At 64.8% G+C, this 12,168-nt stretch carries 12 protein-coding genes and 1 pseudogene; 8 read left to right on the top strand and 5 right to left on the bottom strand.

Annotation, left to right across the window (positions count from 1 at the left end; all coding sequences use genetic code 11):
• Nucleotides 1-87: 87 nt before the first annotated feature.
• From ACWKWX_RS14665 to ACWKWX_RS14650, 4 genes and pseudogenes are all read left to right on the top strand, one after another.
• Nucleotides 88-549 (top strand): helix-turn-helix domain-containing protein, encoded by a 462-nt coding sequence (locus ACWKWX_RS14665; protein ID WP_483828164.1) that lies wholly within the window; start codon nt 88-90, stop codon nt 547-549.
• A gap of 294 nt (nt 550-843) precedes the next feature.
• Nucleotides 844-1,434, top strand: a pseudogene (locus tag ACWKWX_RS14660) (mechanosensitive ion channel family protein); the annotation flags it as partial.
• 256 nt (nt 1,435-1,690) lie between these two features.
• Nucleotides 1,691-2,875 carry an MFS transporter gene (locus tag ACWKWX_RS14655; RefSeq protein ID WP_483828163.1) on the top strand — a complete coding sequence of 395 codons (1,185 nt, stop codon included), beginning with the start codon at nt 1,691-1,693 and terminating at the stop codon, nt 2,873-2,875.
• A 12-nt stretch (nt 2,876-2,887) separates the two neighbouring features.
• Nucleotides 2,888-4,105 carry an ATP-grasp domain-containing protein gene (locus ACWKWX_RS14650; RefSeq protein ID WP_483828162.1) on the top strand — a complete coding sequence of 406 codons (1,218 nt, stop codon included), beginning with the start codon at nt 2,888-2,890 and terminating at the stop codon, nt 4,103-4,105.
• 4 nt (nt 4,106-4,109) lie between these two features.
• On the opposite strand, the gene ACWKWX_RS14645 is transcribed toward ACWKWX_RS14650, so the two are convergent.
• From ACWKWX_RS14645 to ACWKWX_RS14630, 4 genes are all read right to left on the bottom strand, one after another.
• Nucleotides 4,110-4,526, bottom strand: coding sequence for an Lrp/AsnC family transcriptional regulator (locus ACWKWX_RS14645; protein WP_416422927.1), 417 nt, complete (start codon nt 4,524-4,526; stop codon nt 4,110-4,112).
• A 2-nt stretch (nt 4,527-4,528) separates the two neighbouring features.
• Nucleotides 4,529-5,392: a carboxylate/amino acid/amine transporter gene (locus ACWKWX_RS14640; protein WP_483828161.1), complete on the bottom strand. Its 864-nt coding sequence runs from the start codon at nt 5,390-5,392 to the stop codon at nt 4,529-4,531.
• A gap of 278 nt (nt 5,393-5,670) precedes the next feature.
• Nucleotides 5,671-6,270, bottom strand: a complete 600-nt coding sequence (locus ACWKWX_RS14635; RefSeq protein ID WP_416422925.1) for an FMN-dependent NADH-azoreductase — start codon at nt 6,268-6,270, stop codon at nt 5,671-5,673.
• Nucleotides 6,271-6,413: 143 nt separating this feature from the next.
• Complete coding sequence (locus ACWKWX_RS14630; protein WP_416422924.1) at nt 6,414-6,728, bottom strand: 3-phosphoglycerate kinase; 315 nt, start codon at nt 6,726-6,728, stop codon at nt 6,414-6,416.
• A 50-nt stretch (nt 6,729-6,778) separates the two neighbouring features.
• On the opposite strand from ACWKWX_RS14630, the gene ACWKWX_RS14625 reads away from it, so the two are divergent.
• Genes ACWKWX_RS14625 through ACWKWX_RS14610 form a run of 4 tightly spaced genes read left to right on the top strand, consistent with a single transcriptional unit; the run spans nt 6,779 to nt 10,964 of the window.
• On the top strand, nt 6,779-7,702 hold the full coding sequence (locus ACWKWX_RS14625; RefSeq protein WP_416422923.1) for a LysR family transcriptional regulator: 924 nt from the start codon (nt 6,779-6,781) through the stop codon (nt 7,700-7,702).
• Between the two features lie 12 nt (nt 7,703-7,714).
• Nucleotides 7,715-8,530, top strand: a complete 816-nt coding sequence (locus ACWKWX_RS14620; protein WP_483828160.1) for an alpha/beta fold hydrolase — start codon at nt 7,715-7,717, stop codon at nt 8,528-8,530.
• The gene (locus tag ACWKWX_RS14615; protein ID WP_416422921.1) at nt 8,524-9,087 is read left to right on the top strand and encodes a peptidylprolyl isomerase; all 564 of its coding nucleotides are present in this window, start codon (nt 8,524-8,526) and stop codon (nt 9,085-9,087) included. The genes ACWKWX_RS14620 and ACWKWX_RS14615 overlap by 7 nt, the downstream gene beginning before the upstream one ends.
• 44 nt (nt 9,088-9,131) lie before the next feature.
• A complete protein-coding gene (locus ACWKWX_RS14610; protein ID WP_473005629.1) occupies nt 9,132-10,964 on the top strand; it encodes an ABC transporter ATP-binding protein in 1,833 nt (610 codons plus the stop codon).
• 25 nt (nt 10,965-10,989) lie between these two features.
• Here the strand turns inward: ACWKWX_RS14610 and ACWKWX_RS14605 are convergent, their stop codons facing one another.
• A complete protein-coding gene (locus ACWKWX_RS14605; RefSeq protein WP_483828159.1) occupies nt 10,990-12,111 on the bottom strand; it encodes a GNAT family N-acetyltransferase in 1,122 nt (373 codons plus the stop codon).
• Between the last annotated feature and the right edge of the window lie 57 nt (nt 12,112-12,168).

The following is a 12,168-nucleotide window of genomic DNA, read 5'->3' as shown; positions in this document are numbered from 1 at the left end:
GAGGGCTAGACCGCCAAAACTATGACTATAGTCCTTTGTTTGGCGGTAGGCAAACGCGGCATACCTCTTGGTTTTTGAGGAACTGTAATGTCGCTCCGTATTTCCTTTGCGGCAGTGCTCCAGATGTTGCGCATGCGTAAAGGGCTCTCCCAGCACTCCGTAGCCATCCGTTTGGATCAAACTACCGTGAGCAGATTAGAGACGGCCACTCGCTCTGTAACGCTGGATGTAAGCTACAAGCTGGCGGCAGCACTAGGAGTTGAAGCGACGACTCTGGTTGCTCTGACGGCTGCGTCCTACGATCAGCGCACACCTCGTGAGATTCTTCTCGCATCACTGGCAGAGATCGAAGCTCTCGAATTGGCAGATACGACTCTGCCCAAGGTGCCAAGTAGCAAGGATGCGGCGAACGTTTTATCAGCTAGGGAGAAATGGCAGGCCGTTCAACAATTGAAAGAAAAAGGGTTAACTCAAGGTGAAGCTGCGAAGCAGCTTGGAATGCCTGAGTCGACGTTGCGTCGGTTCTGGCATCAGGCATCAAAGGACTGAATCCCCAGCATCGCGTTACACGATATACAGTCCACAGCGTCTGCCACGATATGCAAGGCTGTGGGTACCGCTCATCGGTGAAATACTATTGGTGGGAGTAAGCCTGGATGAGTTACAAAGGCGTGCCTCGCCTCAGTGGTTAGCTGGATCTATCGAGCCATGACGGCAGAAGTCGTTGTGAGGTGAGGCCAGTGAAGGACATCCTGCGCCTCGGTAGCTTCAGCAGCTGTCCTATTTCACCTCAAAAAATCCAGACAGCTCCATTTTTGCCTATCGCCCAGTTTTACTGGCTGGAATGTTGTCAACATTCTAGAAAGCTCACTATTACATGGGTTCGACAAGACCATCGTCAGCATCCCCACCTGGCGGCTGATGTCCGAGTCGTTCAAGAACTGGCGCGGCATGCAGCAGTCCGGCGGCCGGCGCATCAAGCGCAGCCTCAACATCGACGCCAGCGGCGTGCGCTTCCTCAGCGACGAGGAACAGCAACACCTGGCCCGCGTGCACCTGCTGACCGACTACGTGGGCCGCAAGCAAGCCGAAGTCGCCAGCTGGAACCAGGCCCAGGGCGAAGTCGCCGACCTGCCCGCCAACCGCCGGCGCCTGACCAACCTGGGCACCTTCCGCGCCTTCGCCCTGGCCTACCTGAAAAGCCACCCCGACATCCAGCCGAACATGACCTGCATGGTCCGCCAGATGCAGACCGACGCCCAAGGCGTGCCGCTGGAGATCTACTGCTTCACCCGCACCACGGTGTGGGCCGAGTACGAGCGTATCCAGGGGGATGTGTTCGACTACCTGCTGGCAGTGCTGCCGGAGTTTGGCTTGAGCTTGTATCAGCAGCCAAGTGGGGCGGATATGCGGGTGCGCCTGGTGCGTCCCTAGGGGACGTATGAAAAAGCATGTGAGGGTGGGTTCTGGTGTGGGAGCTGGCTTGCCAGCGAGCTTTTCGGGCCTCAAAAGCTCGCTGGCAAGCCAGCTCCCACAGTGTTCCACGCGCGCTCCACACATTTCATGCAGAGCCTAGCTGCCACACGCTTTAGTAAATTTCACTACGCCAACCGTTCTTTTCAAACTGCCCCCGCCCTGCTCCGGCTTATAGCATTGATGCCCTGCCACGCATCCTTCGCCACGGGGCCCCATGAATAACAACAAGGTAGCGCTGCCGGCGTTCTATACCATCGTCACGCTGTTCACCGGCCTGGACATGGCCATTGTCATCGCCATGGTGTGGTTCGGCCTGCAAGCCACCGGTTCCACCTTCCTGGTGGGCGCCACGCTGTGTATTGCCACGGTGGTGCCCTACGCCCTGGAGCAGTACCTGGGCCGCTATTTCACGGTCGGGCTGAGCATGAAACGGCTGGTGTACATCCGTCTCGCGGTGTTCCTCGCCATCCTGGGGTTGTCGTTGACCCAGGCGGCGCTGATGCCGGTCGGTTTCCTGGGCATCGCGTTCCTGGTGGGGGTGACCGATTACTTCACCATCAGCACCCTGGAATCGCAGAACACCAAGCTGGTGCTGGCCGGGCGGACCAACAGCGACACCTCGGCGCGCCTGATGCAGACCTCTATCCAGATCGGCGCCTTTGGCGGGGCGATGCTGGGCGGCGTGATCGTCGACGTGTTCCCGCTCAACCAGACCCTGCAGATCATCGCCGTCGCCGCCATTGCCGCGCTGGGCGCAATCGCCCTGGTCGGGGGCATCCCGGCCGAGGTCTGCGCGGTGCCCCAGCCGGGCAGTTCGCCGGCGACCGCCGTCAGCCTGGGCAGCCAGCTGTACCTGCTGATCGTGGTGCTGAGCCTGATCGGTTTCCACATCGGCGCGTTCAACAGCCTGGTGCCCATTGTGTTCCAGAAGCTCAACGGCTGGCACGCCACGCTGTTCGGCACCGCCAGCGGCCTGGCCGGCCTGGGCGCTTTCTGCGCGGCGGTGTTGCCGCGGGTGCGGCTGGGCAGCTACGCCGCGGTGGCGCTGATCGTCGTCGCCGACGTGGCAATTGTCTACTTCGCCAACCCGTGGGCGGTGCTGACCGCAGCCTGCGTGCTGGGCTTCTGCATCAACAGCCTGCGTATCCAGTTGCGCCGCCAGCTGATCGAGGCTGCGCCCGACGCCCATGCCGCCGACCTGATCGCGGCCAGGAGTTCGCTGTATTACCTGCTGGTCAGCGGCGCCGCGCCCATGCTGCTGACCCTGTTCACCACCCACGCCATGCTGGGCTTCGAAGGGGCGCGGGCGCTGATGGTCGCCGCTGCCCTGCTGCTGGGCAGCGCCGTGCTGCTGCGCACGCGCTGGCCCGCACCGCGCGCCGCCGTCGCGGCCAAGTAGGAACCTGCGCCCATGAGTTATGTTGTGATCGTCGACCCGTTTTCCACCGGCAAGCTCTACGCACCGCTGCTCAATACCCTTGGCCTAAGCTGCATCGCCATCATTTCCCGCCCCAACCTGCCAGCGCACTTTACCCAGGACCTGGTGCCCGGGCATTTCATCCATGTGCTGGACTGGAGCCCCGAGGCCGCACACTTCCTCGACGCCTTGGGTGTGCAGGCGGTGATCGCCGGCTGCGAGACTGCCATCCACCTTACCGACCGCCTCGCCAAGCAACTTGGCCTGCGGGGCAACAGCCCCGTCACCAGTGGCGCGCGGCGCAACAAATACATCATGCAGCAGGCGCTGGAACAGCGCGGTGTGACCCACATCCCGACCCGCCTGGTAACCCGCCCACGGCAGATCGCGCAGGCGCTGGAGGCCGTGGCTGACGGGCGCCAGTACGTGGTCAAGCCCATCAATTCCGCCGCCTCCCAGGGGGTGGTGTTCGCCACGGGCCGCGGGGCGGTGGCCCAGGCCCTGGGCAGCGCCGGGTGGGAGCAGAAGAACGACCTGGGGGAAACCAACCTGGGATTTGTGCTCCAGCCGTTCATCAGCGGCCCGGAATACGTGGTCGACATGGTCGCCTTCAGTGGCCAGTACCATATCGCCTCGGTGTGCCGGTACACCAAGATCCGGCGCAACGGCAGCCCCTTCGTCTACGATAGCCTCGACACCCTGGACCCGGCGGACGAGGCGCTGGCGCCGCTGCTGGCCTACGCCCGCCAGGCCGCCGCCGCGCTGGACGTGGCGGTTGGGCCGCTGCACATGGAGATCATCTGGGCGAAAGACGGCCCGGTGATGATCGAGGCCGGCGCGCGCCTGCACGGCGGCATTGCCCCACAGCTGTTCCAGCAGGTGTACCAGCCCGACCTGTTGTCGCTGGCCGTGGACAGCTACCTGGGCCGCCCCGCGCCCGCGGGACCGGGCTACTCGCGGCAGGCCCGGCACGGCCGCATCGGCTTCTTCTGGACCGACCGGCCGGGCACCTTCCAAGGCCCCGGCAACGAACGCGCCGCGGCCACGGTGCCCGGCTACGGCGGCCACCGCTACTTCGTCAGCCCAGGCAGCGCGCTGCCCGCCACCCTCGACTTCGCCACCTGCCCGGGGCTGTTCTGGCTGAGCCACGACGACCCGGACCAACTGGACCGCAGCGCTGAACAGCTGCGCGCCTTCCTATGGGGCCACTGAGGCCTCAGCGCCAGGCGGTGAGCACCGGGTTGATGACCACGTCCCGCACCTGCTCCAGGGCCAGGATCTGGCCCTTGAGCGCCATCAGCTCTTCGAAGCTGCGATAGCTGACCTGCAACAGCATGTCGGTATCGCCGAACAGCGAGTAGGCATGGATGATCTGCGCGTGCGCCTGGAGCTGCGGGAACACCAGGTGGCAGCTGTTGCCCTCCAGTTGCAGCATCAGGAAAGCGCTCTGGTCACCCTTGTCGTCTTCGGCGACGTTGATGGTGAAGCCGAGGATGACGCCGCTGTCGACCAGCTTCTGCACCCGTGCCTCCACCGCCGTGCGCGACTTGTGCACCTGGCGCGCCAGCTGCGCCAGGCTGACCCTGGCGTCTTCCTTCAACGCAGCGATGATCTGCTTGTCGACCTTGTCCATGGTCACGTTCCTGCTGGCTCACCCGCGCCGCGGCGGCTGATCCACAGCGACGCCAGTATCACCGCGCCGCCCAGCGCCAGGCGCCCCAGGGGCTCGCTGTGGTTCCAGAACAACAGGTTCATCAGCAGCCCGGTAGGAATGTGCAGGTTGTTCATCACCGCCAGGGTGCCGCCGCTGACCTGGCTGGCGCCCTTGTTCCAGGCGTACATGCCCAGCGCCGTGGCCACCAGGCCGAGGAACACCAGCACGCCCCACTGGGTCGGGTCCTGCGGCAGGTGCTGGGGGTTGCCGAACGCCAGGAACGCCGGCAAGGCCACCAGCAACGCGCCGACGAAGAAGTAGCCGAAGCGGCGGTACTGCGGCTCGTCGCTGGGGTAGCGCGCCACCAGCCGCTTGTACAGCACCTGGCCGGCGGCGTAGGTGAAGTTGGCCAGTTGCAGCAGCAGGAAGCCCATGAAGAAGTCCGGGGCGATGCGGTCGAAGCGGATGATCGCCGCGCCCGCCACTGCCACCAGCGCCGCCAAAAGCGCCCAGGGGTTGAAGCGGCGGTTGAGGGCGTCTTCGATCAGGGTCACGTGCAACGGCGTGAGGATGGTGAACAGCAGCACCTCGGGCACGGTCAGCACGCGGAAGCTCAGGTACAGGCACACGTAGGTGACACCGAACTGCAGCGCGCCGATCAGCAGCATCGAGCGCACGAACCCCGGCGCCATGCCGCGCCAGCGGCTCAGCGGAATGAACACCAGGCCGGCAATGATGACGCGCGCCAGCACGGCGAAATAGCTGTCCACGTGGCCAGCCAGGTAGACGCCGATGAGGTTGAAGGAATATGCCTGAATCAGTGTGACGAGAAGTAGATAGCCCATGGGTGCCCCTTGCGTGAGGCGGCGACCTTAATCAATTGCCCGGCACGGGGCAACCCACGGGGTCGCGGTGGCGCCCCGTAGCCGCTGCCGCAGGCTGCGCTGGCCCTGTGCCTCGCTGCACATCGGCAGGGTTCATGCAGGCCAGCGCAGCCTGGCGGCAGCGGCTACAGGCCTGCGTGGAATGCGGGCAATAAAAAACCCGGCACGCGTGGGGGACGCGGCCGGGTTGAAGCACCAAGGAGCGGGAAGTGCAAAAAAAGGAGCAATCAATCGATGAATCAAGCCACCTGGGCCACCAGCGCCTTGGCCTGGTTCAGGCCTTTCTCACTGAAATCGCCACCCAGGTTCATGCCCTCGGCATGAATGAACTGCACGTCATGGATGCCGATGAAGGCCAGCACCTGGCGCAGGTAGGGTTCCTGGTGGTCAGCGCTGCTGCCGGCGTAGATGCCGCCGCGGGCGGTCAGCACGATGGCGCGCTTGCCGGTGAGCAGGCCCTGGGGGCCGGTCTCGGTGTACTTGAAGGTCACCCCGGCGCGCAGCACGTGGTCGAGCCAGGCCTTGAGGGTGCTGGGGATGGCGAAGTTGTACATGGGCGCGGCCAGCACCAGCACGTCGGCAGCCAGCACTTCCTCGGTCAGCGCGTTGGAGCGGGCCAGGGCCTGCAGTTCCTCGGCGCTGCGCTGGGCCTCGGGCTTCATCCAGCCACCCAGCAGGTCGGCGTCCAGGTGCGGCACCGGGTCAGTGGCCAGGTCGCGCACGCTGATGACGTCCGCCGGGTGGGCCGACTGCCACTGGTCAATGAACTGCGCAGTGAGCTGGCGCGAGATGGAACCGTCTTTGCGGGCGCTGCTTTCGATGATCTGTACGCGGGACATGGGCTTGGCCTCCAATCAGGTGCGCTGAGTTGATGGAGGCCATGTTAGAGCGGGAATAATTGATAAAAAAGCGCAAAAAACCGCTTCAACCTATCAATTAAGTTGATTTACCAAGCCGTTCCTCTACTCTATTTCCCATGCGTTCAGGCTGGCTTGCAGGTGATCGTCAGGCGCAACTTGAGAATATCGCGGTTGAAGCGCTGCAAGGCGCTTGCGGTCTGCCCAGGCTCCACCCGCACCTTGCGGGTGCGCGGGGATTCGGGGCCGTTGCGGAAGACCACGGTGCACTCCGCGGCTTCCGGCCCGTCGTTGCGCAGGTCGATCGAACCCATGTCACCGGCGGTGTCATAAGTGGTGTAGGAGATTTCGGTACCCGCCAGGTGTTTTTCCACCTCGATGGGGTAGGCGAAGGCAGCCACGGGCAACAGCGTCAGCAAGAGCGCACAGCAACTTTTCATTCGGCAGTCTCCAATAGGGAATTGCCAGCTTAGGACATCAGGAGCCGATGATGAAAGCGCCCCGCGTTACCCTGGATCAGTGGCGAACCTTGCAGGCAGTGGTCGACCATGGCGGTTTCGCCCAGGCCGCCGAAGCCCTGCACCGTTCCCAGTCGTCGGTCAGCTACACCGTGGCGCGCATGCAGGACCAACTGGGCGTGCCGCTTTTGCGCATCGACGGGCGCAAGGCCGTGCTCACCGAGGCCGGCGGCGTGCTGCTGCGCCGCTCGCGGCAGCTGGTGAAGAACGCCAGCCAGCTGGAAGACCTGGCCCACCACATGGAACAGGGCTGGGAGGCCGAGGTGCGCCTGGTGGTCGACGCCGCCTACCCCAGCGCCCGCCTGGTGCGCGCGCTGACCGCGTTCATGCCGCAGAGCCGCGGCTGCCGGGTGCGCCTGCGCGAGGAGGTGTTGTCGGGCGTCGACGAGGTGCTGACCGAGGGCGTGGCTGACCTGGCCATCAGCAGCTACAGCATCCCTGGCTACCTGGGCACGGAAATGAGCGCCGTGGAATTCGTCGCCGTCGCCAGCCCGGACCATGCCCTGCACCGCCTCAACCGCGAACTGAGTTTCCAGGACCTGGAAAGCCAGCTGCAGGTGGTGATCCGCGACAGCGGCCGCCACCAGCCCCGCGACGTCGGCTGGCTGGGCGCCGAGCAGCGCTGGACCGTGGGCAGCCTGGGCACCGCCGCCACCTTCGTCGGCAGCGGCCTGGGCTTTGCCTGGCTGCCACGGCACCTGATCGAGCGCGAGCTGCGCGAAGGCCTGCTCAAGCCACTGAAACTGGAACAGGGTGGCAGCCGCCACCCCACCTTCTACCTTTACTCCAATAAGGACAAACCCCTGGGCCCGGCCACGCAGATCCTCGTCGAACTGTTGCGCCAGTTCGACACCGCGCCCCTGGATGCGCCCTTCGCCGCCCCTCAACAAGCCTGACAGGAGTCGCCCATGGCCTTTTTCGAACACGACGGTTGCGCACTGCACTACGAAGAATACGGCCAGGGCGAACCCCTGCTGCTGGTCCACGGCCTGGGTTCCAGCGCCCCGGACTGGGAATACCAGATACCCGAGCTGGCGCCCCACTACCGCGTCATCGTGGTGGACCTGCGCGGCCACGGCCGCTCCGACAAGCCCCATGAACGCTACAGCATCGAAGGTTTCGCCGCCGACCTGGCGGCGCTGCTGGAGCGCCTGGGCACCGGCCCGGTGCACTACGTGGGCCTGTCCATGGGCGGCATGACCGGCTTCCAGATGGCCGTCGACTACCCCGCCCTGCTCAAGAGCCTGACCATCGTCAACGCCGCGCCCGAGGTCAAGCTGCGCAAGCCCGACGACTACTGGCAGTGGTTCAAGCGCTGGGGCCTGATGCACCTGGTGAGCATGGGCGCCATCGGCAAGGGCCTGGGCGGGAAACTCTTCCCGCTGCCCGAACAGGCCGAGCTGCGGCGCAAAATCAGCGAGCGCTGGGCCCACAACGACAAGCGCGCCTACATCGCCAGCTTCAACGCCATCGTTGGCTGGGGCGTGCAGGAACGCATCGGGCAGATCCGCTGTCCCACCTTGATCATCAGCGCCGACCGCGACTACACCCCGGTGGCGCTCAAGGAGCAGTACATCAAGCTGATGCCCAACGCAAAACTGGCGGTCATCGCCAATTCGCGGCACGCTACGCCCCTGGACCAACCCGAATTATTCAACCGGACACTCAAGGACTTCCTCGCCACAGTGTCCTCCACCCCCAAGGATCAACGAGTCCCATGCTGAAAAAAATCGCCCTCGCCGCCTGCTCCCTGATGTTCGCCAGCCAGCTGATGGCCGCCGACGCCCAGCACCCCCACGTGCTGATGGACACCAGCTTCGGCAAGGTGGAAATCGAACTGGACATGGTCAAGGCCCCCATCAGCAGCAAGAACTTCCTGGCCTACGTGGACAGCGGCTTCTACAACAACACCATCTTCCACCGCGTGATCCCCGGCTTCATGGTGCAGGGCGGCGGCTTCACCCCGCAGATGACCGAGAAGGAAACCCGCGACCCGATCAAGAACGAAGCCGAGAACGGCCTGAAGAACGTGCGTGGCACCCTGTCGATGGCGCGCACCAGCGTGGTTGACTCGGCCACCAGCCAGTTCTTCATCAACGTCAACGACAACGCCATGCTCGACCACGGCAACCGCGACTTCGGCTACGCCGTGTTCGGCAAGGTGGTCAGCGGCATGGACGTGGTCGACCAGATCGTCCACGTGCAGACCACCAGCAAAGGTGGCATGCAAGACGTGCCTGCCGACCCCATTCTGATCAAGTCGGCCAAGCGCGTCGACTGACGGCCCGGCCCGAAGGCCAGGCCCAGCACAGGAGTTTTCGCCCCATGCTTTACCGCCGTTTCGAAAAATGGATCGATATCTTCCGTGAGGCGCCCACCGAGTCGCCACCCACCCGGGTGCTGGCCTTCTACGTGTACTACCTGCGCCAGGTCTGGCCCAGCTTCGCCGCCCTGCTGGTGGTGGGGCTGGTGGGCGCGCTGATCGAGGTGGCGTTGTTCAGCTACCTCAGCCGCATCATCGACCTGGCCCAGGGCACGCCCAACGTGCACTTCTTCACTGACCACGGCCTGGAACTGACGTGGATGGCGGTGGTGGCCCTGGTGCTGCGGCCAATCTTCGTCGGCCTGCACGACCTGCTGGTGCACCAGACCATCAGCCCCGGCATGACCAGCATGATCCGCTGGCAGAACCACAACTACGTGCTCAAGCAGAGCCTGAATTTCTTCCAGAACGACTTCGCCGGGCGCATCGCCCAGCGCATCATGCAGACCGGCAACGCCCTGCGTGACTCGGCGGTGCAGGCGGTGGACGCGCTCTGGCACGTGCTGATCTACGCCATCAGTTCGTTGATCCTGTTCGCCGAGGCGGACTGGCGCCTGATGATCCCGCTGATCAGCTGGATCCTCGCCTACATCGTCGCCCTCTACTACTTCGTACCACGGGTGAAGGAGCGCTCGGTGATCTCCTCCGATGCCGGCTCCAAGCTGATGGGCCGCATCGTCGACGGCTACACCAACATCGCCACCCTGAAGCTGTTCGCCCACACCAACATGGAACAGCGCTACGCCCGCGAAGCCATCAGCGAGCAAACGGAAAAATCCCAACTGGCCAGCCGCGTCATCACCAGCATGGACGTGGCCATCACCACCCTCAACGGCCTGCTGATCGTCGGCACCACGGGCCTGGCCCTGTGGTTGTGGACCCAGTCGCTGATCTCGGTCGGCGCTATCGCCCTGGCCACCGGCCTGGTGATTCGCATCGTCAACATGTCCGGCTGGATCATGTGGGTGGTCAACGGCATCTTCGAGAACATCGGCATGGTCCAGGACGGCCTGCAGACCATCGCCCAGCCGGTCAGCGTCACCGACGCCAAGAACGCGCCCAAGCTGAAGGTGGACCGCGGCGCCGTGCGTTTCGACAACGTCGACTTCCACTACGGCAAGGGTAGCAAGATCATCGAGAGCCTGACCCTGGACATCCGCCCCGGCGAGAAGATCGGCCTGATCGGCCCCTCCGGCGCGGGCAAGTCCACCCTGGTCAACCTGCTGCTGCGCCTGTACGACCTGCCGGGCGGGCGCATCCTCATCGACGGCCAGGACATCGCCCACGTCAGCCAGGAAAGCCTGCGCGCGCAGATCGGCATGATCACCCAGGACACCTCGCTGCTGCACCGTTCCATCCGCGACAACCTGCTGTACGGCCGCCCCGGCGCCAGCGAGGCGCAGCTGTGGGACGCGGTGGTGAAAGCCCGCGCCGACGAGTTCATCCCGCACCTGTCCGACGCCCAGGGCCGCACCGGCCTGGACGCCCACGTGGGCGAGCGCGGCGTGAAACTGTCCGGCGGCCAGCGCCAGCGCATCGCCATCGCCCGGGTGCTGCTGAAAAACGCGCCCATCCTGATCATGGACGAAGCCACCTCGGCGCTGGACTCGGAAGTGGAAGCGGCGATCCAGGAAAGCCTGGAAACCCTGATGCAGGGCAAGACCGTGATCGCCATCGCCCACCGCCTGTCCACCATCGCCAAGATGGACCGGCTGGTGGTGCTGGAGAAAGGCCGCATCGTCGAGCTAGGCAGCCACAAGGAGCTGTTGGCGCACCAGGGGTTGTATGCGCGGTTGTGGCACCACCAGACGGGTGGGTTCGTAGGGATCGATTGAGGTGGGACGCCGCCTTCGGCGGCTGCTACGGGGTGTCTGGCTGGCGATAAGGCAGCGCCGCCCTCGCCTCCTCGGCATAGGCCCGCACCCCCGCACGCTCCTCGTGGAGGAATTCCGCCACGGCGTTCTTTAGCCCAGGATGGCTGAGGTAATGCCACGAGCGGGTAATCACCGGCTCGAACCCGCGAATCAGCTTGTGTTCCCCTTGCGCCCCAGCATCAAAACGCTGGAAACCCTGGGCGATGGCGTAGTCCATGCCTTGGTAGAAGCAGGTCTCGAAGTGCAGGCGGTCGAACTCGGCCAGGCAGCCCCAGTAGCGGCCGTACAAGGTGTCGCCGCCCACCAGGCTGAAGGCCATGGCCACCGCCCTGCCGGCCTGGCGGGCGAAGACCACGCGGATGGCCTCGGGCATGCGTTCGGCCAGCAGGCTGAAGAAGGTGCGCGTCAGGTAAGGGGCCTGGCGCCGCACTGCGTAAGTGTTGGCGTAGCAGGCGTAGACGAAGTCCCACTCGGCTTCGGTGAGGCCATTGCCCTCGCGCCAGTCGAACTCGAATCCCTGCCCGGCCACCTGCTCGCGTTCCTTGCGCATCTGCTTGCGCTTGCGCGAGGCCAGGCCGTCGAGGAAGTCCTGGAAGTCGCGGTAGCCGCGGTTGTGCCAGTGGTACTGGCAGCCCAGGCGCTCCAGCCAGCCGGGCTGGTCGGCGATCAGCGCATCCAGCGCCGGGTCGGTGAAGTTGATGTGGGCGCCAGACAGCGCTTCCACCTCCACATACCCCGGCAACGCCTGGAGCAACGCCTGGCCGCTGCCCAGCAGGCGCGGCCCGGCCACCGGGCTGAAGGGCACGGCGCACAGCAGCTTGGGGTAATAGTCGATGCCGGCGCGGCGGCAGGCGTCGGCCCAGCCGTGGTCGAACACGTATTCACCGTAGGAGTGCCATTTGCGGTAGGCGGGCATGGCCGCGACCAGCGTGCCGTCCTCGATGTGCAGCAGGTGTTCGGGACGCCAGCCGGACTGCTTGCCCAGGCTGCCGCTGTCTTCCAGGGCGCTGAGGAAAGCGTGGCGCAGGAATGGCTGGTCGATGGGCAGCAAGGCGTCCCAGTCGCTGGCGGCGACTTCACCCAGGCTGTGCGCGACGTGCAATGGCATGGCAATCCCCTCGTTGGAAGGGGGAAGAATGCCATAGTTGCGCCCTGACCTGTAGCA

This window comes from Pseudomonas imperatae, assembly GCF_057128625.1.
This window is presented reverse-complemented; position numbering and strand designations above follow the sequence as displayed.